General features: G+C 71.3%; 19 protein-coding genes and 1 riboswitch. Of the genes, 3 read left to right on the top strand and 16 right to left on the bottom strand.

All coding sequences use genetic code 11. The features are described 5' to 3' along the window. Positions 1 to 211 precede the first annotated feature (211 nt). The 5 genes from ACZ7JZ_RS04660 to ACZ7JZ_RS04640 all read right to left on the bottom strand — a co-directional run bounded on the left by ACZ7JZ_RS04660 (position 212) and on the right by ACZ7JZ_RS04640 (position 5,852). Positions 212 to 1,477 carry a serine/threonine-protein kinase gene (locus ACZ7JZ_RS04660; RefSeq protein WP_470933133.1) on the bottom strand — a complete coding sequence of 422 codons (1,266 nt, stop codon included), beginning with the start codon at positions 1,475 to 1,477 and terminating at the stop codon, positions 212 to 214. 112 nt (positions 1,478 to 1,589) lie between these two features. Further along, complete coding sequence (locus ACZ7JZ_RS04655; protein ID WP_470933131.1) at positions 1,590 to 2,618, bottom strand: C40 family peptidase; 1,029 nt, start codon at positions 2,616 to 2,618, stop codon at positions 1,590 to 1,592. Between the two features lie 254 nt (positions 2,619 to 2,872). Next, positions 2,873 to 3,904 carry a C40 family peptidase gene (locus ACZ7JZ_RS04650; protein WP_470933129.1) on the bottom strand — a complete coding sequence of 344 codons (1,032 nt, stop codon included), beginning with the start codon at positions 3,902 to 3,904 and terminating at the stop codon, positions 2,873 to 2,875. A gap of 317 nt (positions 3,905 to 4,221) precedes the next feature. Further along, positions 4,222 to 5,568 (bottom strand): NYN domain-containing protein, encoded by a 1,347-nt coding sequence (locus ACZ7JZ_RS04645; RefSeq protein ID WP_470933407.1) that lies wholly within the window; start codon positions 5,566 to 5,568, stop codon positions 4,222 to 4,224. Positions 5,569 to 5,612: 44 nt separating this feature from the next. After that, a complete protein-coding gene (locus ACZ7JZ_RS04640) occupies positions 5,613 to 5,852 on the bottom strand; it encodes a hypothetical protein (protein WP_161699610.1) in 240 nt (79 codons plus the stop codon). A 152-nt stretch (positions 5,853 to 6,004) separates the two neighbouring features. Between ACZ7JZ_RS04640 and ACZ7JZ_RS04635 the strand changes: the two genes are divergently transcribed. After that, positions 6,005 to 6,709 carry a rhomboid family intramembrane serine protease gene (locus ACZ7JZ_RS04635; protein ID WP_470933127.1) on the top strand — a complete coding sequence of 235 codons (705 nt, stop codon included), beginning with the start codon at positions 6,005 to 6,007 and terminating at the stop codon, positions 6,707 to 6,709. Beyond that, positions 6,706 to 6,987, top strand: a complete 282-nt coding sequence (locus ACZ7JZ_RS04630; RefSeq protein WP_470933125.1) for an Lrp/AsnC family transcriptional regulator — start codon at positions 6,706 to 6,708, stop codon at positions 6,985 to 6,987. Before ACZ7JZ_RS04635 ends, ACZ7JZ_RS04630 begins: the two co-directional genes overlap by 4 nt. A gap of 16 nt (positions 6,988 to 7,003) precedes the next feature. On the opposite strand, the gene ACZ7JZ_RS04625 is transcribed toward ACZ7JZ_RS04630, so the two are convergent. The 7 genes from ACZ7JZ_RS04625 to ctaE form a co-directional block, all read right to left on the bottom strand. After that, positions 7,004 to 7,831 (bottom strand): DUF2785 domain-containing protein, encoded by an 828-nt coding sequence (locus ACZ7JZ_RS04625; protein WP_470933405.1) that lies wholly within the window; start codon positions 7,829 to 7,831, stop codon positions 7,004 to 7,006. An 83-nt stretch (positions 7,832 to 7,914) separates the two neighbouring features. Further along, positions 7,915 to 9,312 carry an aminotransferase class V-fold PLP-dependent enzyme gene (locus tag ACZ7JZ_RS04620; RefSeq protein ID WP_470933123.1) on the bottom strand — a complete coding sequence of 466 codons (1,398 nt, stop codon included), beginning with the start codon at positions 9,310 to 9,312 and terminating at the stop codon, positions 7,915 to 7,917. Between the two features lie 231 nt (positions 9,313 to 9,543). Continuing rightward, a riboswitch (SAM riboswitch) is annotated at positions 9,544 to 9,659 on the bottom strand. A gap of 92 nt (positions 9,660 to 9,751) precedes the next feature. Further along, positions 9,752 to 10,816, bottom strand: coding sequence for an anthranilate phosphoribosyltransferase (trpD, locus tag ACZ7JZ_RS04615; RefSeq protein WP_470933121.1), 1,065 nt, complete (start codon positions 10,814 to 10,816; stop codon positions 9,752 to 9,754). 155 nt (positions 10,817 to 10,971) lie between these two features. After that, positions 10,972 to 12,594 carry a cytochrome bc1 complex cytochrome b subunit gene (qcrB, locus tag ACZ7JZ_RS04610; RefSeq protein WP_470933119.1) on the bottom strand — a complete coding sequence of 541 codons (1,623 nt, stop codon included), beginning with the start codon at positions 12,592 to 12,594 and terminating at the stop codon, positions 10,972 to 10,974. Continuing rightward, positions 12,591 to 13,649: a cytochrome bc1 complex Rieske iron-sulfur subunit gene (qcrA, locus tag ACZ7JZ_RS04605; RefSeq protein ID WP_470933117.1), complete on the bottom strand. Its 1,059-nt coding sequence runs from the start codon at positions 13,647 to 13,649 to the stop codon at positions 12,591 to 12,593. Before qcrA ends, qcrB begins: the two co-directional genes overlap by 4 nt. After that, entirely contained in the window at positions 13,646 to 14,455 is an 810-nt protein-coding gene (qcrC, locus tag ACZ7JZ_RS04600) for a cytochrome bc1 complex diheme cytochrome c subunit (RefSeq protein ID WP_470933115.1), read from the bottom strand. The genes qcrA and qcrC overlap by 4 nt, the downstream gene beginning before the upstream one ends. Positions 14,456 to 14,532: 77 nt before the next feature. Further along, positions 14,533 to 15,153 (bottom strand): aa3-type cytochrome oxidase subunit III, encoded by a 621-nt coding sequence (ctaE, locus tag ACZ7JZ_RS04595; RefSeq protein ID WP_470933113.1) that lies wholly within the window; start codon positions 15,151 to 15,153, stop codon positions 14,533 to 14,535. Between the two features lie 186 nt (positions 15,154 to 15,339). Here ctaE and ACZ7JZ_RS04590 point away from each other — a divergent pair, with 186 nt between their 5' ends. After that, complete coding sequence (locus ACZ7JZ_RS04590; protein ID WP_470933111.1) at positions 15,340 to 15,741, top strand: hypothetical protein; 402 nt, start codon at positions 15,340 to 15,342, stop codon at positions 15,739 to 15,741. A 110-nt stretch (positions 15,742 to 15,851) separates the two neighbouring features. On the opposite strand, the gene ACZ7JZ_RS04585 is transcribed toward ACZ7JZ_RS04590, so the two are convergent. The 4 genes from ACZ7JZ_RS04585 to ctaC all read right to left on the bottom strand — a co-directional run bounded on the left by ACZ7JZ_RS04585 (position 15,852) and on the right by ctaC (position 20,401). Then, the gene (locus ACZ7JZ_RS04585) at positions 15,852 to 17,102 is read right to left on the bottom strand and encodes a L,D-transpeptidase (RefSeq protein WP_470933109.1); all 1,251 of its coding nucleotides are present in this window, start codon (positions 17,100 to 17,102) and stop codon (positions 15,852 to 15,854) included. A gap of 136 nt (positions 17,103 to 17,238) precedes the next feature. Continuing rightward, the gene (locus tag ACZ7JZ_RS04580) at positions 17,239 to 17,637 is read right to left on the bottom strand and encodes a cytochrome c oxidase subunit 4 (RefSeq protein ID WP_470933107.1); all 399 of its coding nucleotides are present in this window, start codon (positions 17,635 to 17,637) and stop codon (positions 17,239 to 17,241) included. Further along, positions 17,634 to 19,370, bottom strand: coding sequence for an aa3-type cytochrome oxidase subunit I (ctaD, locus tag ACZ7JZ_RS04575; protein WP_470933105.1), 1,737 nt, complete (start codon positions 19,368 to 19,370; stop codon positions 17,634 to 17,636). The genes ACZ7JZ_RS04580 and ctaD overlap by 4 nt, the downstream gene beginning before the upstream one ends. Then, positions 19,367 to 20,401, bottom strand: coding sequence for an aa3-type cytochrome oxidase subunit II (ctaC, locus tag ACZ7JZ_RS04570; RefSeq protein WP_470933103.1), 1,035 nt, complete (start codon positions 20,399 to 20,401; stop codon positions 19,367 to 19,369). Before ctaC ends, ctaD begins: the two co-directional genes overlap by 4 nt. Between the last annotated feature and the right edge of the window lie 281 nt (positions 20,402 to 20,682).

The raw sequence follows: 20,682 nt of genomic DNA, 5'->3' as shown, positions 1-20,682 counted from the left end.
GCCCCCGCCGGACCCGGCGGCCCAGACCGACCCGTCGAAGCAACCGGACCCGACAGCCCGAGCGCACCCGGCGGCCCAGCCGGGCCCGCCAACACAGCCGGACCCGGCGACTCCCCCGCACCCGGCAGCTCCCCGGCACCCGGCGGGCCACCCCTGCCCGGAGCGGGAGACTCCCCCACACCCGGCGACCCACCCCCGCCCGGAGCCCGGTTCAAGCTGGTGGCGTACCGAGTGCGGAGCGCAGCCCGCGGCGCCAGGTGTCGGTGAAGGCCCGCTCGTCGGTGCCGAGGACCCGGGTGAAGGCGGCGGCCGCGCCCGACCGGCCCGCGGCCTCGTAGAAGGCGGCGAGCCGCTCCTCCCCCCAGCGCTGCGCGATCAGCCGGCAGGCCGTCCAGGCGCTCTCGTACGCGACGGCGAGCTGCTCGGCGTCCCCGCCGAAGGCGAAGTCGCCGTTCTCCGGGAGCCGCTGCGGCGCCCGGCCGCCGCGCACCGCCCGGGCCAGCGCCGGGGCGGCCTCCCGGGGCCCGCGCCCGGTGCCGCGGTACGCGGCCCAGTCCGCGAAGCCCTCGGAGAGCCAGACGGGGGTGGCGGCGGCGGTGGCGGTGCGGGTGGCCACGTGGGTGGTCTCGTGGGTGAGCACGATCTCCTTGCCCGCCGCGGAGAGCTCCCCGTACGCCTGCGGGTTGAGTACGACGCGGTCGGCGGGCGCCGGGCCCGTGCCGGTGCGGCCGGTGGTGACGGCAGCCATCCCGCGGTAGGTGTCGGGCGGGGAGCCCAGCTGGGCGGCCATGGCCTCCAGCGAGGCGGGGACGACGAGCACCGCGCGGCCCGCCCAGGGCCGCGGCCAGGCGGCCGACACGGCGGGGACCGCCCGGTCTCCGGCGGCCGCGACCGAGCGCAGCAGCGGTACCGGCTGCCCCGTGCCGAGGACGAGCACCCGCCGTCCGGCCACCGCGGTCACCGGGCCCTGGTCCCAGGGCAGCTCCTGGGCTCCGGCGGCGGGCCCGTCCCCGGCGATCAGCCAGCCGCCGGGGCCGCCTGCGGTGAGTTCGACGCGGCGGGGGGCGGTGGCGGGGGCGGCGGTGTCGTACCCGGCGAGCCGGTAGCGCAGTTCCGCCGTGGCCTCGGTGCGGCCGGCGCCGTCCGCGCGGACGGCGGTGACGGCGTACTCCCAGGAGCCGAGCGGCACCCCGGCGAGCCGGGCGAAGGCGGTACGGGCCTGCGGCCGCCGGTCCTCGGCGAGGTAGCGGGCCTCGTCCCGGGCCAGCAGGGCCGCGGACCAGCGGGCGAGCACCGCCTGCACCTGTGCCCGCAGCCGCGCCCCGCCCTCCTCCCCGGCGCCCGCCCCGCCGGTCGCGGACCCGGACCCGGGCCCGCCGCAGCCGACGGCCGGGAGCAGCACCAGGAGGCACAGGAGCACCGCGAGGACCCGCCCCCGTACCGCCGCCCGGCGCCGTCCGCCACCCCGTCCCGTCACCCGGCCGATCGTACGCGCGCCCCTGCGGCCCCGCGTTCCCCGCAGACCGACCCGAACCGCGTTCCCGGCCGACCCGGCCGGACCGCCCGCAGCCCCGCAGCCCCGCAGTGCCTCAGACCCGCGTGACCGCCGACACCGGCATCATGCCGACGGGGTCGTACCGCACCGGGGCGCCCGGGTACGGGGCGTGGACGACCTGGCCGTTGCCCACGTACATGGCCACGTGGCTGGCGTCGCCGCGGTAGGTGACGAGGTCGCCGGGGCGGGCCTCCGAGAGCGGGACGTGGCGGCCGGCCTGGCGCTGGGCCTGGGAGGTGCGGGGCAGGGCGACCCCGGCCTGCCGGTACGACCAGACCATCAGCCCGGAGCAGTCGAATCCGGAGGGCCCGGTGGCCCCCCACACGTACGGGCGCCCGATGGCGGCCCGGACCGCGGATACGGCCGCGGCGGCCCGCCCGGACGAGGGCCCCGCACCGGACAGTTCGGGCACCGGCTCGCCGCGCCCGGAGCGCGAGGACCGCTCGAAGGCGGCCCGCTCCTCCGAGGGCATCTCGTTGAGGAGCCGCCGCGCCGCGGCCAGCTTCGCGGTGACGGAGCGCTTCTGCCGGGCCACCTCCGCGCGCAGCCGGTCGAGTTCGCCGAGCTTGCGGGAGGCCTCGCCGCGCTGCTGGGCCAGCCGGCGCCGCTCGCCCTGGAGTTCGGCGAGCTGTCCGGCCTGGCGGCTGGTGAGCCGGTCGAGGGCGGCGGCCTTGTCGAGGTAGCCGTCGGGGTCCTCGGAGAGCATCAGCGCGACGGCGGGATCGACCCCGCCGGAGCGGTACTGGGCCCCGGCGTAGCTGCCGAGCAGTCCGCGCATGGTGTTGATCCGGTCCTGGCCGCGGGCCACCGCGTCCTGGATCCGGCGTACTTCGGCCCGCAGCCTGCCCGCCCGCTCGCCGGCGGCGTTGTAGCGCTCGGTGGCCTGTTCGGCCTGCTCGAAGAGCCGGTCCACCGCGGCCCGCGCGCCCTGCGGCGGTTCGTGCGGCGCCGCGACGGCGGGGGCTGCCGTCAGCGCGGCGGCGGCGGTCGCCGCGGCCGCGGACAGCACGGTGACCTTGGTGCTCAGGTCCGGGCCCGGTCCGGGCCGGCGATGGGACGCCACAGGAAGCCGCACTCCCTTCCGCTGCGCGGGGCCCGTGTCCGCCCCCCGTGGACGGACGCGTTCCGGGATCCGCGCTGGCAGACAGTAGCCCTGCGACCACACCCCCACCAACGACCCCTGTCGCCACGCAGAGTGACGCCCCGCCGGAGAACACAGGTCACCGGCGGGGCGCGGGGTCAGTTCGGGGTGCCGCAATTCGCCCGGATGGGCGGTGTCGGGCGCGTCCCGGCCGTACGGGCCGGACGCCTGCGGGGTCAGCTGACGCGGACGCCGAACTGGAACGGCATGTTGTCCATCGACTCGTACTTGACGCCGCTGCGCGGGTTCGAGGCGTGCAGGGTCATGTTGTTGCCCGCGTACAGGCCGACGTGGTGCAGGTCGCCGTAGAAGAAGACCAGGTCGCCGGGCTGGAGCTGGCTGCGGCTGATCCGCACGCCGTCGTTGACCTGCGTGTAGGTGACGCGGCTGATGCGGACCCCGGCCTGCCGGTACGCCCACTGGGTCAGGCCCGAGCAGTCGAAGGACCCGGGGCCCTCGTGCCCGGAGACGTACGGGAAGCCGACCTTGGTCTTCGCGGCGGCGAGGGCGGCGCCCGCGCGGCCGGAGCCCTTCACGTTGCCGAGGTCGGGGCGGTCGCCGCCGCCGGCGCGGCTGGCGCGGTCCTCCTCCTGCTCCAGCTTGGCCTTCTCCTCGGCCGTCAGGCTGTTGAGCAGCTTCTGCGCCTCGGCGAGCTTCGCCTGGACCTGCTGCTTCTTCTCGCCGAGCTCCTTGCGGGTGTCCGCGAGGTCCTTCAGCTTGCCGGCGGCCTCCTGGCGCTGCTGCGCGAGGCTGCGCTGCTTGGCCTGGATCTGGGCGACGGCGTCGGCCTGCTGGGAGGTCAGCTGGTCGAGGACGGAGGCCTTTTCGAGGTAGTCGTCCGGGTCGGCGGAGAGGAAGAGCTGGATGGAGCCGTCCATGCCGCCGGAGCGGTACTGGGCGCTGGCCATCGAACCGAGCGTGGAGCGGAGCTCGTTGAGCTCGCCCTGGCCGCGGGCGACCTTGTCCTGGAGCTGCCCGATCTGCTTCTCGAGCTTCTCCTGCTGCTCCTTGGCGCCGTTCCACTTCTCGGTGGCCTGCTCGGCCTCCTCGTAGAGCGCGTCGACCTTGGCCTTGACCTCGTCCTTGCCGGGCTTGGCCGGGGCGGCGGTGGCGGTCTGGGAGGTGAGGGCGACGGCAGCGGCGGCAGTGGCGGTGAGCACGGTCACGCGGGTGCGGTTCGGCTGCTTGGGTCGACGGTGGGACGCCACGGGGGCGATCTCCTTCTTCCTAGAGCCGCCGAACGACTGCAGACTCGGCGGACCTCCGCCCGCCACCCCGAATGAGTGATCAACCGCACGAAGGTTTGAAGCCCGACCCTAGTGACCCGACTGTGATCACTTCAAATCCTGATGAGAAAAATATCGTCGTACCGCAAGTCTTTTTGCCCGCAGCCCACGCGCAGTAGCGGCCACTTGACCGAGCGTTCCGCGAAATCGGGCATATAGAACAGGAGTTACGAGACGGCCTTACGTCACGAGACGCACTTACGCCACGAGACGCCCGTACGCCACGAAATGCGCGTACGTCACGAGATGCGCGAAAGCCGCTTCAGGAGCATCGCCGAAGCGACCGGGCGCGCACCCGCCTTGGCCACCCCGTCGGCCACCTCGCGGTCGGTGGACACCACCACCACGGGCCGGCCGGGCGGTTCGGCCCGCACCAGCTGGCGGATCAGCTCGTCCGCCGTCACCCCGGGCTTCGAGAACAGGACCCGCACCCCGCGCGGCGGCGCGAGGAGCACCGGGGCGGCGAGTTCGGCCCCGTCGAAGACGCAGGTCATCTCGGCGCCGGTCTGCGCGGCCAGCATCGACAGCCCGCCGAGCAGGCGCAGCCGCTGCTTCTCCAGCGGCATCGTCGGATAGCCCGTCTTGGTGACGTTGTAGCCGTCCACGACCAGGTGCGCCTGCGGCAGGGCCAGCAGCTGGTCCAGCAGCGCCGGATCGGTCTCCGACAGGGCGCGGGCCGCGATGTCCTTCGGGGTCATCCGGCCCGGCTCGACCGCGTCGACCGTGTCGGCCGGGTGCACCGAGGCGGGCGGCAGGGCCAGTTCGCGCCGCAGCCCCTGCGCGGCCTCCAGCACGGTGTCGAGGAGCAGCCGCAGCCGCATGTCCTCGATGCTGCGGCCCTCGCGCACCGAGCGGCGGCTCGCCTCCAGCGAGGATTCGGCCTCGGCCAGGCGGGACTTGAGCCGCCGGCCCTCGCTCTCGGCGGCGGCGACCTGGGCGGCCGCCTCGGCCCGGACCCCGTCGATCTCGGCGGCCGACTTGCGCAGGGCCGCCTCGCCGCGCTTGACGTCGTTGAGGGCGCTGCGCAGTTTGCGCTGAAGCGATTCGGCTTCCTTGCGGGCCGCCTCCAGCTCCTGGCGCAGGTGCTCGCCGCCGGTGCGCTGCTGCTCCCGCAGTGCGGCGAGCTCCTGGCGCAGCCGCTCCAGCTCCCGGCGGCTCTCCTGGCCCACCCGCTCGGCATCGGCGCGCTGCGCCTCCTCGCCGGCGGCGGCGACCAGCTTGACCCAGCCCGCGGGCCGCAGCACGTAGGCCGCGGCGGCCACGTCGAGCGGATCGGCAGCGGCCGGCGGGGCCCCGGACTCCAGGGCGGCGGCCAGCTCGGGCTGGGACTCCTTGAGCTTCTCGCCGATCCGGCCGCGGAAGACGGGGTCGCCCTCCAGCGCCGCCGCCATCGCGTTGCCCGCGAACTTGGCGCGCCGGGTCGGCGTGAACCGGGCGTACTGGCGCAGCTGCGCCGGGAGGTCGGCGACCGTCAGCCCGCCGAAGGCGTCCGACACGATAGCGACGACCCGGCGCCGCACGCCTTCCGGCAGCGGGCGGTCGAGCACGTCGGCGGCGTCGCCCGCGCCGCTGTCAGGCTCCACGATCCGTCACCCCTACCGTCAGAAATACGTCCTTGGCACCTGCCCGCTCAGGACTCGGCGCCGGGCCTGTCCACGAGCTCGATCTGGTCCACCGCGTTGCACCAGCGGCAGCGGACCGACTCGATGGTCTCACTCACCACCTCGCGCTCCTCCACCTTGGGCTCACCGGCGAGGTCGAGGTGCACGTACTCGACCACCTTCGACGAGCGGGTCACGTCGAACCGGGTCAGGTTGCCGCACAGGGTGCAGCGCCAGCGCGTCGTGTCGGTCGGCAGGGGAACCGTCATCAGGCCGATCTCTCCTCAGGTGTGCTGCGGGGTGCTCCGGGTACAGCTCGTAACCCTACGGCCTTGCGGCGCCCCCGTGCGGGCCACCGTCCTGCATCCGAGACGCGGCGGGGCAACCCGTCCCCTTCCTCCCCGTACGGGATGCTCTGCGCATGATCGCAAAATGGGGAGCGGGCCCCGTGGTCACCCACGCCCTGATCGCCGGGTGCTCCGCGGTCTTCCTCCTGGGCCCGCTGTCGGGGCTCACCCCCCTCTACGGCACCGGCGAGGCCCTGCTCGAGGCCCAGACGGCGTACCTGCGGCGCTGGGGCGTGGTGCCCGACGAGCTGTTCACCGCCTCCGTCCGCACCGCCCTCACCCCGCTGACCGCCCTGTTCATCCACGGCAGCTGGCTCCACCTGCTGGGCAACATGCTCTTCCTCCACGTGTTCGGGGTGATGACGGAGGAGCGCATGGGCCGGGCCGCGTTCACCGTCTTCTACCTGGTCTGCGGCTACCTGTCGCTGGTGGCCTACGCCGCCGCCAACGCGGACTCCGCCCGGACCCTGGTCGGCGCCTCCGGGGCCATCTCGGGCGTCCTCGGCGCCTTCCTCGTCCTCTTCCCGCGGGCCCGGGTCACCAGCCTGTTCCCGTTCCTCCTCTTCCTGCCGCTGCGCTTCCCCGCCTGGGTGGTGCTGGTCTTCTGGTTCCTGCTCCAGGGACTGGCCGCCCACCGGGCCGGCAGCGGCCCCGGAGTCGCGTACCTCGCGCACCTCGTGGGCTTCGCCCTGGGCTGCGGGTACGCCTGGGTGGTCTACCGGCGTACGGCTAGAGTGAGGAGCCCAGCGACGGCCACCGAGGGAGACAGCAAGCCGTGATCACCGCTCTCGTGCTCATCAAGACCAGCGTGGACCGGATCCCCGAGATCGCCGAGTCGATCGCCGCGCTGGACAACGTCAGCGAGGTGTACTCGGTCACGGGTACGTACGACCTGATCGCCCTGGTCCGCGTGGCCCGCCACGACGACCTGGCGGACATCATCCCCGGCCGCATCAGCAAGATCCCCGGGGTCGAGGCCACCGACACGCACGTGGCCTTCCGCACCTACTCCCAGCACGACCTGGAAGCGGCCTTCGCGATCGGCCTGGACGCCTGACCGGCGCGGGACGCGCTCAGCGCCGGTCGAGCGCGTCCAGCGCCGCGGCCAGCGCCCGCTTGACCTCGGCCGCCCACGGCACCGGCTCCCGCCCGGGCCCCCGGCCCCCCGCGGCCCCGGGCGCCCCCGGGACCCCGCGGTCCACCAGCACGTACAGGGCCCGCAGCGTGCGCAGGGTGTTGGAGACGTAGGCCGGGACGGGTCCCCGGCCGCAGGCGGCCAGATCGGCGGCCACCGGGGCCAGCCAGCCCACCGCCTGCTCGCGGGTGAGGTCCGGGCGGGCCAGGATCCGGCCGGCGGCGAGCGCGAGCCGGTCGTCCTCCCGCTGCTCCAGCACGTGGCCGGTGCGCACCAGCAGGCGGTCCGCCGCCAGCACCAGCATCCGGGCGGGCGCCACCTCCGGCCGCCGGCCGAAGCTCCCCAGCAGGTCGGCCCCGTGGGCCACCGCGTGCAGCCAGCCCCGTGCGGCGTCGTGCCCCCGCAGGTCCGTCTCGGCCGGGTACCAGTCCGCGAAGGCGTCCACCCACGCGGCCCGGAAGTCGCCCGCGCCCACGAGCATGTCCAGCACCAGCGGTGCGAACGTGCGTGCCTGGACCTCCGGGTGCGCGAACCGGGCCGCCATCTCGTCCCCGAGCGCGAGGCGCGCCTCCGGGCCGACGACCCCGCGGGCTATCCACGTCGACAGGACGGAGTAGGCGGCCCCGTCGCGGACCTCCGGGTCCGGGTCGGCCAGGGCCCGCGAGAGGCCCCGGACCAGTTCCCCCGGGTCCGCGCCGGCCGGTACGGCGTACTCCCGGGCCCTGACGTCCTCCCAGAAGGCGATGGTCGCGGCCCGCCCGTTCATCGTGATCACCTGGGCAGGGTAGGCCCCCCGTTCCCGCCCTGCCAGGCAATTTCCACCGGGCCCCGCGGGCCCGCACGACCCGCTCAGACGGCCGGGACGCAGCGGCCCTCTTCGGTGCGGTACTGCCACTTGGCCCCGTCGGCGACCAGCTCGCGCACCGCGCGCACGAACCGCTCGACGTGCTCGTCGGGGGTTCCGGCGCCGAAGCTGACGCGGATGGCGTTCAGGGAGCGCTCGCCGGTCTCGCCCTCGGGCGCCCCGCACTCCCCCGGCTCCCGGCTCTCGCCGCCCAGCAGGGTGCGTACCAGCGGGTGGGCGCAGAACAGGCCGTCGCGGACGCCGATCCCGTACTCGGCGGACAGGGCGGCGGCGAAGTGGGAGCTGTTCCAGCCGTCCACGACGAAGGAGATCACCCCGACCCGGGCGGCGTCCTCGCCGAAGAGGGAGAGCACCTTCACCTGCGGGACCTGCGCGAGGCCCGCGCGGACCCGGCGCACGAGCTCCTGCTCCCGCGCGACGAGCCGGTCGAACCCGGCCTCGGTCAGGGCCCGGCAGGCCGAGGCGACGGCGTACACGCCGATCACGTTCGGGGAGCCGGCCTCGTGCCGCGCTGCGGTGGTGTGCCACTCGACGGCCACACCGCCGTCCTCGCGGCGGGAGACCTTGCGGGAGGCTCCGCCGCCCGCGAGGTAGGGGTCCGCCGCCTGGAGCCAGTCGGCGCGGCCCGCGAGCACCCCGGAGCCGAAGGGCGCGTACAGCTTGTGGCCGGAGAAGGCCACCCAGTCCACGTCGAGCTCCTGCACGGACACCGGGTGGTGCGGGGCCAGCTGGGCCGCGTCCAGGACGATCCGGGCGCCGTGCGCGTGGGCCGCGGCGGCCAGCTCCCGTACGGGCCACAGCTCGCCGGTGACGTTGGAGGCGCCCGTCACGCACACCAGCGCGGGGCCGTAGGGGTCGCGGGCCGCGAGCGCCCGCTCCAGGGTCTCGACGGCGGCGGCCGGGGTGCGGGGGGCGTCGAGGTAGGTGACGCGGGCGTCGCGCCAGGGCAGCAGCGAGGCGTGGTGCTCGGTCTCGAAGACGAACACCTCGCAGCCGGCGGGCAGGGTCTGGGCGAGCAGGTTCAGGGAGTCGGTGGTGGAGCGGGTGAAGACGACCTGGTCGTCGGCGCGGCAGTCGAGGAACTCGGCGACCGCGGCGCGGCTCTGCTCGAACAGGTCGGTGGACAGCTGGGAGAGGTAGCCCGCCCCCCGGTGCACGCTGCCGTAGTAGGGGGCGTACGCCGCCACGTCGTCCCACACGCGCTGCAGGGCCGGGGCGCTGGCCGCGTAGTCCAGGGCCGCGTACGTGACCTCCCCGCCGGTCACGAGCGGGACGGTGACGTCCCGGCCGAGCACGGGCAGCGGGCCGGTGCAGGAGGCCTCGGCCCCGGCGGGGGCGCAGTCGGCGGTGGCGGTGGCGGCGGTGTGCGGGTACGCGGACATGGCGGGGTCTCCCGGGAGAAAGAAGGTGAATGGCTTCGCAACACCCGTCCGCGGGCACGGCGGTACGCCGAAGGGCGGGGGAAATCCCGCTGCCCGGAAGGGGGTTGCCTCGACGCACGGAACGGACCGGTGCCCGTACGGAGGGGTGAAGAAGGGGCGCTACGCGCCTATCGCATTCGCTTGCTCACGAAAACCGCTCCTCGACTGACCAGGACCCCTGGTGGTTCGAGGGGTCCGCGCTTGCCGCCAGGCTCTTGCCTGCGACCTGGTCATCACCCGGGGCACCCCGCCACGGACGGAGGGTTGCCGGACAGCAAGCCGGGGCCTAAACGCTGTCACTCGTGACCTGTGCAGCATCCTGCCACACGTCCCAGCATGTGCAAACCCCGGTCCACATGGCGGACCGGGGTTCGGCGCGGCACGGCCTCGCGGGCGGGCCTCAGGCGTTGCTGGCGGCCACCCAGCGCTCCAGGGCGGCGCGGGCGGCGCCCGAATCGATCGACTCGGCCGCCCGGGCGATCCCGGCCTCGATCTGCTCCTCCAGCGGGCCCCCGCCGGGCTCGACGGCCACCAGGGCGGCGGCGGAGTTCAGGAGGACGGCGTCCCGCACCGGGCCCGTCTCCCCGGCCAGCAGCCGGCGGGCCACGTCCGCGTTGTACGAGGCGTCCGCGCCGCGCAGGGCGGAGACGTCCACGAGGCCGATGCCCACGTCCCGCGGGTCGAAGGCCTGCTCGTGCACCCGCCCTTCGCGCACCCACCACACGCGGGAGGTCGCGGTGGTGGTCAGCTCGTCCAGCCCGTCGTCCCCGCGGAAGACCAGGGCGGAGGAGCCGCGCTCGGCGAGCACCCCGGCCACGATGGGGGCCATCCGGGCGTCGGCGACCCCGGTGGCCTGGGAGCGGACCCGGGCCGGGTTGGTGAGCGGGCCGAGGAAGTTGAAGGTGGTGCGGATGCCGAGCTCCTTGCGGGCCTTGGCCACGTACCGCAGCGCGGGGTGGAACTTGACCGCGAAGCAGAAGGTGATGCCGGCCTCCTCGGCTACCTGCGCCACCCGCTGCGGGGTCAGGTCCAGGTTGACGCCGAGCTTCTCCAGCACGTCGGAGGCCCCGCTCGCGGAGGAGGCGGCCCGGTTGCCGTGCTTGACCACCTTGGCGCCCGTACCGGCCACGACGATGGCCGACATGGTGGAGATGTTGACGGTCTTGGCGCCGTCGCCGCCGGTGCCCACGATGTCGACGGTGCGGCCCGGCACCTCGATCACGTTGGCGTGCGCGTACATGGTGCGGACGAGGCCCGCGATCTCGGCCACGGTCTCGCCCTTGGCCCGCAGCGCCACCGCGAAGCCCGCGATCTGGGCGTCCGTGGCCTCGCCGCGCATGATCAGGTCCATCGCCCAGGCGGTCTCGTCGGAGGTCAGGTCCCTGCCGCCGAGCAGGGCGTCGAGTACGCCGGGCCAGGTCGGGCCCGCCACGCTGTCGCCGCCTGCCGGGGTCACAACGTTCATGGTCCACTCCTGGGTCCACAGCCGGATACGAAGGGCCTCAGCCTATCCAGCCCCCGGGAACGGCGAAGAGCCCCGTCCAGCGTGTGGACGGGGCTCTCACCGTGGCGATCGGTTTTCAGCCGGACCGCGCGGACCGGCTCACTGCCGTGCGGGGATCAGTGGTGGCCGTGGCCGCTCTGGATCTCCTTGTACTCCTCCGCCGTGGGCTTCGGAATCTGGTTGTCCTCGCCGAAGTAGCCCTTGCTGAGCTTGACGCGGACCTTCTCCAGGCGGCCGACCTTGCGCTCGACGCCGTTCTCGTCGACCGTCGGGCCGATCTCGGCCGGCTTGTACTGCTCGTGCGAGGTGAGCGTGTGCAGCTGGCCGGGCGACAGGGGCTCGTGGACCTCGACGAACTCACCGTGCGGGAGCCGCTTGATGATGCCGGTCTCGCGGCCGTGCAGCACCTTGTCGCGGTCGCGGCGCTGGAGGCCCAGGCAGATCCGCTTGGTGATGACGAAGGCGATGACCGGGCCCACGAAGAAGCCGATGCGCGCGAACCAGGTGATCGAGTTGATCGACAGGTGGAAGTACTGCGCGAACATGTCGTTTCCACCTGCGATCAGCAGGATGAAGTACCAGGTCAGCCAGGCCACACCGAAGGCGGTGCGGGTCGGGGCGTTGCGCGGGCGGTCCAGGATGTGGTGCTCGCGCTTGTCCCCGGTGACCCAGGACTCGACGAACGGGTACACGGCGATCGCGACCAGGACCAGCGGGAAGATGATCAGCGGGACGAACACGCCCAGGACGAGGGTGTGGCCCCACAGGTTGATCTCCCAGCCGGGCATCGCACGGATCAGGCCTTCGGAGAAGCCCATGTACCAGTCCGGCTGCGCACCCGTGGACACGTGGTCCGGGATGTACGGGCCGAGCGCCCAGATCGGGTTGATCGAGGCGATCGCGGAGATGGCGGCGATGACACCGAAGACCAGGAAGAAGAAGCCTCCGGCCTTGGCCATGTACACCGGCAGCAGGGGCATGCCGACGACGTTGTTGTTCGTCTTGCCGGGACCCGCGAACTGGGTGTGCTTGTGGTAGAAGACCAGGATCAGGTGGGCCACGAGCAGGCCCATCATGATGCCGGGCAGCAGCAGGATGTGGATCGAGTAGAACCGCGCCACGAAGTCGTGGCCGGGGAACTCGCCGCCGAAGAGGAAGAACGAGATGTACGTGCCGACGATCGGCACGGACAGGATCGCGCCCTCCATGAAGCGGACACCGGTGCCCGAGAGCAGGTCGTCCGGCAGGGAGTAGCCGGTGAAGCCGGTGAACATGCCGAGGACCAGCAGCAGGAAGCCGAAGACCCAGTTGACCTCGCGCGGCTTGCGGAACGCGCCGGTGAAGAACACGCGCATCATGTGCACGAGCATCGCCGCGACGAAGATCAGCGCCGCCCAGTGGTGGATCTGCCGGATGAGCAGACCGCCGCGGACGTCGAAGCTGATGTCCAGGGTCGAGGCGTAGGCCTCGGACATCCGGACACCCTGCATCGGCACGTACGAGCCGTGGTACACGACCTCGTTCATGCTCGGGTGGAAGAACAGCGTCAGGTACACACCCGTGAGGATGATGATGATGAAGCTGTAGAGGCAGATCTCACCGAGCATGAAGGACCAGTGGTCCGGGAAGATCTTGCGCATGTTGGCCTTGGCCAGGCTGTAGATGCCCAGCCGGCCGTCGGCCCAGTCGGCTACGCGCTCGCCCGCGGGCGCTTTGCGCGTCTCGGTGGCAGTGCTCATCCGCGCTCCCAGAATGCAGGACCGACGGGCTCATCGAAGTCGCCGAGCGCCTCGAGGAAGCCTTCGTCATTCACACCGATCCGCAGCTGCGGAAGGGCGTGGCCGGCCGGGCCGAAGATGACGCGGGCGCCGTCGGAGAGGTCGAAAGTGGACTGGTGGCACGGGCAGAGCACGTGGTGCGTCTGCTGCTCGTACAGGCTGATCGGGCAGCCGACGTGGGTGCAGATCTTCGAGTAGGCCACGATCCCGTCGTGGGACCACTCGAGTTCCTTCTTGTCCTTGATGTCGTCCGGCTGGATGCGGACGATCATCAGGGCCGCCTTGGCGATCTCCGACATGTAGTCGTGCTGCGTCTCCTCCAGCCCCTCGGGCTGGGCGAAGGTCAGCGAGCCCACGGCGACGTCCTCGGGACGCAGCGGCTCCATCGTGTTCTGGTTGATGAGCAGCTTGCCCTTGGCCCAGGCGGTCTTGCGGAGCTTGTCCTCGGGCAGCGGGCCCAGGTCGCGCAGCAGGACGAGGCCGGAGAGCGGCACCATGGCCAGCGCGCCGATCATCGTGTTGCGGATCAGCTTGCGGCGGCCGATGTCGGACTCGCGCGCACCGTCGGCGAAGTCCGCGAGGACCTTCGCCTTGACCTCCGGCTCGGCGGCGATCGGGTGGCGCTCGTCGGCGACCTCCACGTCGGACATCAGGGTGCGGGCCCAGTGGACCGCCCCCGCGCCGATGCAGAACAGCGCCAGGCCCAGGGTCAGGCCCAGGGCGAAGTTGAGACCGCTCACGTGGCCGAAGGGCCAGATGTAGACGATCTTGTCCACGGGGATGGCCACGTACGAGGCGATGAAGCCGATCGTGGCGAGCATCGACACCGTGAACAGCAGCGCCACCGTGCGCTCGGAGCGCTTCGCGGCCCGCTCGTCGATGTCCTGGATGCGCGGCTTGTGGGCCGGCAGGCCGGGGTCGGCGAACGGGTCGTCCGCCACCGCCACGCCACCGTGGTGCGCGTCGCCCTGCTCGGTCGGCAGGTGCTTCTCTTCGGGAATGTCTTGGCTACTCATGACTTCTTGGCCTTAGCGGTGTGGGCCGCAACCCAGACGGCGACAGCGATGAGCGTTCCCAGACCGAAGATCCAGCCGAACAGGCCCTCGCTGACCGGGCCGAGGCCGCCGAGCTTGAGGCCGCCGGGGCTCTCGGACTTGTCGCTGTTCATGGTCTGGAGGTACGCGATGATGTCCTTCTTCTCCTTCTCCGGCATGGTGCTGTCCGGGAAGGAGGGCATGTTCTGCGGGCCGGTGAGCATGGCCTCGTAGATGTGCTTCGGGGACACGTCCTCGAGGTTCGGGGCGTACTTGCCGTGCGTCAGGGCACCGCCCTCACCGGTGAAGTTGTGGCACTGGGCGCAGTTGTTGCGGAACAGCACGCCACCCTTGGCGATGTCGGCCCCGGCCGGGTCGTACTGCTTCTCGGTCGGCGTGATCGGGCCGGCTCCGAGGGAGGCGATGTACGCGGCGAGCTGGTCGATCTGCGCCTGGGTGTAGATGTTCGGCTTCTTCGGCACCTGGGCGCCGGGCTGCTGGGCGGGCATACGGCCCGTGCTCACCTGGAAGTCGACGGCGGCAGAGCCGACGCCCACCAGGCTCGGGCCGTCAGAGGAACCCTGACCGCCGGCTCCGTGGCAGCTTGCGCAGCCCACGGCGTAGAGCTTCTTGCCCTCCTCGATGGCGAGGGACTGGGCGGTTTCATCGGCCTGCGCCCTGCCCGCGGGCGCGAACGCAGCGTACAGCCCCCCAGTGGCCGCCAGCGCGAGGAGTAGAACGACGACCGCCGCCAGCGGATGGCGTCGTCGTGCGGAGAGCTTTTTCACGGATTACCCCGGTGTCAGGATCTTCTGCGTCGGTGCTTGCTGGATGGATGCCGGGTTCGGACCCGGCGACGTGTTCGCTACTTGATCAGGTAGATCGTCGCGAAGAGGCCGATCCAGACGACATCGACGAAGTGCCAGTAGTAGGACACGACGATGGCCGAGGTCGCCTGTTCGTGGGTGAACCTCTTGGCCGCGTACGTCCGGCCCAGGACCAGCAGGAAGGCGATGAGACCGCCCGTCACGTGCAGACCGTGGAAGCCGGTGGTCAGGTAGAAGACCGAGCCGTACGGGTCCGACGAGAGCGAGAGGCCCGAGTGCTTGACCAGCTCGGTGTACTCGAGTACCTGGCCGCCAATGAAGATCGCACCCATCACGAAGGTGATCACGAACCAGGTGCGGAGCTTCTTCACGTCACCGCGCTCGGCGGCGAAGACGCCGAGCTGGCAGGTCAGGGAGGAGAGCACCAGGATCGTGGTGTTGGCCGCCGAGAACGGGAGGTTGAGAAGGTCGGCCTTCTCTGTCCAGAACTCGGGGCCCGTCACCGATCGCAGGGTGAAGTACATCGCGAAAAGGGCCGCGAAGAACATCAGCTCGGAACTCAACCAGATGATGGTTCCGACGCTGACGAGGTTCGGCCTGTTGACCGTCGGGTGCGCGTGCCCGGTATCTACTGTCGTTGCTGTCGCCACGACCGACATTATGTCGGTCGCTTATCCCGCCCTCACCCCGGGGGGTGCCGTTCGGAGTGTCAGGGGTGTGTGCAAGGCCCGAACGGCCCATCAGACGAGTGATCGCGGGGCTGCGCGAACCGATGTTGACAGCCGGTCGGACGGAGTAGCATCCCGCGCAACATCACCGTGATTCATGGGACGCGTGGAGGAACGATGCGGGCGACTGCGAAGGTTCTGGTCTACAGCGACGACGCCAACACCCGGGAGCAGGTGCGGCTGGCGTCCGGGCGCAGGCCGGCCGCGGACCTGCCGCCGGTGGAGTTCCTGGAGTGCGCCACGCTGCCGGCGGTGCTGGCGGCCCTGGACGCGGGCGGCATCGACGTGTGCGTGCTCGACGGCGAGGCCGTGCCGGCCGGGGGCATGGGCGTGTGCAGGCAGATCAAGGACGAGATCTTCCGGTGTCCGCCGGTGCTGCTGCTGATCGGGCGCCCGCAGGACGCCTGGCTGGCCACCTGGAGCCGTGCGGACCGCGCGGTGACCCTGCCGGTGGACCCGGTCGAGTTCGCGGACGCCCTGGCGGCGCTGCTGCGCGCGCGGCTCAGCGTGTCGCACTAGCGCCGCAGGGGCGCAGGGGGCCCGTACGGGCGGTTTCCGGCCCCTTTGGCGGGCAAACCCCCGGGCGGGCCGTCTACGGGCCCTCCCGGGGGTTTCCCGCGTGTTCCCGGCTAGACCTGCGGGCGGAGCCTGGCCGTGTCGGCGGGGCTGCGGCCGTCGGCGGTGCCGGCGAGCAGGGCGCTGCCCTCGCGCCACTTCTGCCAGGGCACGTTCCAGTCGCCGAAGCCGTTCCCGAAGGGGTCCATGTCGTCGCCGATGCTGTTGACGACCCGTACGACGTCGCCCTCGCGGATGTTCTCGAAGAACCAGGCGGCGTTCCCGGTGCTCATGCCGGTGCAGCCGTGGCTGACGTTGGCGTACCCCTGGGAGCCGACGGACCACGGGGCGGCGTGCACGTATTCACCACTCCAGGTGACGCGCGTCGCGTAGTAGACGGGGAGGTCGTAGTACTCGCTGCTGCCGCGGGAGATGCCGATGGAGTCCCCCCGCATCCGTACGAAGTACTGCTTGCCGAGCACGACCTTGTAACCGTTGCGGGTGGAGAATCCGGGCTTCCCGGTGGTCACCGGAATGGTGTTGATCACTTCTCCGTTGCGCTTGAAGGTGAGCTGGTGCGAGCCGGCGTCGGTGACGACCTCGACGCGGTCGCCGATCTCGATGGCCAGGGGGGCTGCGGCGGCCCCGTAGAGGCCCTCGGCGACCTTGATGCCCTCCAGGTTGCTCCGTACGGAGACCCTGGTGTGGGCGGGCCAGTACTCCTTCGGGCGGTAGTGGAGTTTCGTGTCGTCGACCCAGTGCCAGGCGCCCTCGACCCGGGGGGTGGACTCGACGAGCAGGCCCCTTTCGACCACCGCGCGGGCCGCCTTGTCCTTGACGGGCTCGCCGAGTTCGGCCGTGAGGGGCTGCCCGACCCCGTAGGTGCCCGCGTCCGGCCCGAACTGGACCTTGAGGACCTTCTTTGCCGGGGTGGTGTCGAAGGAGAGCGTGCGCAGCCCGGGAGAGCCGTCGGCGTTCTCGGTGGCCACGGCGACGGTGTAGCGCACCCCGGCGGCCAGCGGGGCGGTGCTGTGCCAGCGCCCGCCGTCGGCGGACAGCTCCCCCGCCAGGCGGCGCCCGTGGGTGTCCGTGGCGTTCACGTCGGTGATCCTGCCGTCCTCGGTCCGGGCGGTGACCTCCAGGGGCCGGCCGGGGTCCGCGGGACGGCTGCCGGCGGTCTGGTTGAAGGCGACCTGTCCGGCCGCGTCGTAGGGCCGGGCGGACAGCGGGTGCCCCTTGGAGCCGCACGCCGTGGCGCCGGCTCCGAGGGACGCGACCAGCAGGGAGCAGCTGAGGACGGTCCAGGGACGCGGTGAGTGGCTCATGACCACACGCTATGAAGATATGACCGGTCCGGCGCGCGGGGTGACTGCAAAAGAGGGGCCCGGACACCTCGTTCAGAGGTGTCCGGGCCCCTACTGGCCGACGGCCGTGCGGCTCAGCCGCGCGGGTCGGGTGGTGCTACTGGTTCTGGTTCTCACCGCGGTAGTACTCGTACACCCAGCCCCACAGACCCACGAGGATCACGGGGAAGGAGAAGTAGAGCAGCCACCAGCCGAAGATGACCCCGCAGAAGGCGAAGGCGCCGCCCACGGCCAGGGAGAGGGGCTGCCAGCTGTGCGGGGAGAAGAACCCCAGCTCGCCCGCCTCGTCGGCGACGTCGGCTTCCTTGTTGTCCTGGGCCATGGCGTCCACGCGCTTGGCCGTGAAGGCCAGGTAGTAGCCGATCATGGCGCTCAGCCCGAAGGCCAGGAACAGTGCGGTGGTGCCGACCGGCTCCTTCGACCAGACGCCGTACACGACGGTCATGATCAGGATGAAGGCGGCGAGCCAGAGGAACATCTTGCCCTGGATCTTCACTTGCCGGCCTCCTTGTCACCGGTGACGGCCTTGGCCGGCTCGCCGTGGTTCTCGAGGTGGTCGAGAGCGGCGATCTCCGGGTGGTGCAGGTCGAAGGCCGGGGATTCCGAGCGGATGCGCGGCAGCGTGAGGAAGTTGTGCCGCGGCGGCGGGCAGGAGGTCGCCCACTCCAGCGAGCGGCCGTAGCCCCACGGGTCGTCGACCTCGATCTTCTTGCCGTACTTGGCGGTCTTCCACACGTTGTAGAAGAACGGCAGCATCGACAGGCCGAGCAGGAACGAGCTGATCGTGGAGATCGTGTTCAGGGCGGTGAAGCCGTCGGCGTCCAGGTAGTCCGCGTAGCGGCGGGCCATGCCCTCGGCGCCCAGCCAGTGCTGGACGAGGAAGGTGCCGTGGAAGCCGATGAACAGGGTCCAGAAGGTGATCTTGCCGAGGCGCTCGTCCAGCATCTTGCCCGTGAACTTCGGCCACCAGAAGTGGAAGCCGGAGAACATCGCGAAGACCACGGTGCCGAAGATGACGTAGTGGAAGTGCGCGACGACGAAGTACGAGTCGGAGACGTGGAAGTCCATCGGGGGCGAGGCCAGGATGACGCCGGTCAGACCACCGAAGGTGAAGGTGATCAGGAAGCCGACGGCCCACAGCATCGGGGTCTCGAAGGACAGCGAGCCCTTCCACATGGTGCCGATCCAGTTGAAGAACTTCACACCGGTCGGTACCGCGATCAGGAAGGTCATGAAGGAGAAGAACGGCAGGAGCACACCGCCGGTGACGTACATGTGGTGCGCCCACACCGTCACCGAGAGGCCGGCGATCGCGATCGTCGCGGCGATCAGGCCGATGTAGCCGAACATCGGCTTGCGCGAGAAGACCGGGATGACCTCGGAGATGATGCCGAAGAACGGCAGGGCGATGATGTACACCTCTGGGTGTCCGAAGAACCAGAAGAGGTGCTGCCACAGCAGTGCGCCGCCGTTGGCCGCGTCGAAGATGTGCGAGCCGAACTTGCGGTCGGCCTCCAGCGCGAAGAGCGCGGCGGCCAGGACCGGGAAGGCGAGCAGGACCAGGACACCGGTCAGCAGCACGTTCCAGGTGAAGATCGGCATGCGGAACATCGTCATGCCGGGCGCGCGCATGCAGATGATCGTGGTGATGAAGTTGACCGAGCCGAGGATCGTGCCGAAGCCGGAGAAGGCCAGACCCATGATCCACATGTCGGCGCCGATGCCCGGCGAGCGGACGGCGTCCGACAGCGGGGAGTAGGCGAACCAGCCGAAGTCGGCCGCACCCTGCGGGGTGGCGAAACCGGCCACCGCGATGGTGGAGCCGAAGAGGTAGAGCCAGTACGCGAACATGTTCAGCCGCGGGAACGCCACGTCGGGCGCGCCGATCTGCAGCGGCATGATCCAGTTCGCGAAGCCTGCGAACAGCGGCGTCGCGAACATCAGCAGCATGATCGTGCCGTGCATCGTGAACGCCTGGTTGAACTGCTCGTTCGACATGATCTGCGTGCCCGGACGGGCCAGCTCGGCGCGCATGAACAGCGCCATGACGCCGCCGATGATGAAGAACACGAACGAGGTGACCAGGTAGAGCGTGCCGATCGTCTTGTGGTCGGTGGTGGTCAGCCACTTCACGACGACATTGCCCGGCTGCTTGCGCCGCACCGGCAGCTCGTTCTCGTACGAGGCGTCAGCTGCCGCGGCACCATGAGGTTCGTTGAGGATGCTCACAGTTTCTTCGTCTCCGCGTTCCGGGCCGGGTCAGTCTGCTGAATGCCGGCCGGGAGGTAGCCGGTCTGCCCCTTCTCGGCCAGCTCCTTGAGGTGCGCCTGGTAGCGCTCCGGGGAGACGACCTTGACGTTGAAGAGCATCCGGGAGTGGTCGACGCCGCACAGCTCGGCGCACTTGCCCATGAAGGTGCCCTCCTGGGTGGGGGTCACCTCGAAGACGTTGGTGTGGCCCGGAATGACGTCCTGCTTGAACAGGAACGGCACGACCCAGAAGGAGTGGATGACGTCGTTGGACGACAGGATGAACCGGACCTTCTCGCCCTTGGGGAGCCAGAGGGTCGGGCCAGGGTTGCCGTTCTGCGGGTTCCGGTCACCGGGGACGCCCTTGGTGTAGACGCCCTCGGCGCCCGCGGGGAAGTCCTTGGTGTACTTGTCCGGAATGGAGCGGAGCTCCTTGGGGACGGGCGCGGCCTTCTCGGCAGCGGCCTTCTCCTTCGCGCTGGCGCCCTCGGGCACCACCACGGGGTCGGGCTTCGGCGTCGCGGGGTCGCCGTCCACGTCCTCGATGTAGTTGAAGCCCCAGCTCCACTGGAAGCCGACCACGTTGATCGTGTGCTTCGGCTTGTCCGAGAGGGCGAGCAGCTTCGACTCGTCACGGGCGGTGAAGTAGAACAGCACCGACACGATGATGAGCGGGACCACGGTGTACAGCGCCTCGATGGGCATGTTGTACCGGGTCTGCGGAGGGACCTCCACCTTGGTGCGGCTGCGCCGGTGGAAGATGACGCTCCACAGGATCAGGCCCCAGACCAGGACGCCCGTGACCAGAGCGGCCGCCCAGGAGCCCTGCCACAGCGACAGGATGCGCGGCGCCTCCTCCGTGACCGGAGTGGGCATTCCGAGGCGGGGGAAGTCTTTCCAGGTATACGAGCAACCAGTGGCGGTCGCCAGGACCACGCCCGCAGTCAGCGCCTGCAGCAGCTTCCGCCGCATCGGGCGCCGCGGCGAGCGGTCGGAGCCGTAGGGACTCACGTAGCGCCTTCCCGAGAGTCTCGGCCCGCGCGGCCGGCTGCGGCCGTGTTCGGGTCGGTCGCCGGCCCTGACGCAGGCAGGGGTTTGGATGTTTATGCGGACCAAACCCTACTGGACGCTATTTGGGGTCGCGCGGGGAGGGTGCCCAACGCGCCGCGACAGCCCCCGAAGGGGTGGCTCCGCCTTCCGGGGGATCCCCCCGGCAGCCCCGTACGGCCGCACCGGGAGCACATCTGACGCCCCCTGACCTGAGGACCCGCACGGGCGGGCTAGCGTGCCCG

The sequence above is a fragment of the Streptomyces sp. NPDC038213 genome (assembly GCF_055600495.1).
This window is presented reverse-complemented; position numbering and strand designations above follow the sequence as displayed.

Excerpts from the sequence above, each read along its gene's own strand:
- ACZ7JZ_RS04640 (WP_161699610.1), bottom strand. The coding sequence starts at position 5,852 with ATGACGGTTCCCCTGCCGACCGACACGACGCGCTGGCGCTGCACCCTG.
- ACZ7JZ_RS04635 (WP_470933127.1), top strand. The coding sequence starts at position 6,005 with ATGATCGCAAAATGGGGAGCGGGCCCCGTGGTCACCCACGCCCTGATC.
- ACZ7JZ_RS04625 (WP_470933405.1), bottom strand. The coding sequence starts at position 7,831 with ATGAACGGGCGGGCCGCGACCATCGCCTTCTGGGAGGACGTCAGGGCC.
- ACZ7JZ_RS04620 (WP_470933123.1), bottom strand. The coding sequence starts at position 9,312 with ATGTCCGCGTACCCGCACACCGCCGCCACCGCCACCGCCGACTGCGCC.
- trpD (WP_470933121.1), bottom strand. The coding sequence starts at position 10,816 with ATGAACGTTGTGACCCCGGCAGGCGGCGACAGCGTGGCGGGCCCGACC.
- qcrB (WP_470933119.1), bottom strand. The coding sequence starts at position 12,594 with ATGAGCACTGCCACCGAGACGCGCAAAGCGCCCGCGGGCGAGCGCGTA.
- qcrA (WP_470933117.1), bottom strand. The coding sequence starts at position 13,649 with ATGAGTAGCCAAGACATTCCCGAAGAGAAGCACCTGCCGACCGAGCAG.
- ctaE (WP_470933113.1), bottom strand. The coding sequence starts at position 15,153 with ATGTCGGTCGTGGCGACAGCAACGACAGTAGATACCGGGCACGCGCAC.
- ACZ7JZ_RS04590 (WP_470933111.1), top strand. The coding sequence starts at position 15,340 with ATGCGGGCGACTGCGAAGGTTCTGGTCTACAGCGACGACGCCAACACC.
- ACZ7JZ_RS04585 (WP_470933109.1), bottom strand. The coding sequence starts at position 17,102 with ATGAGCCACTCACCGCGTCCCTGGACCGTCCTCAGCTGCTCCCTGCTG.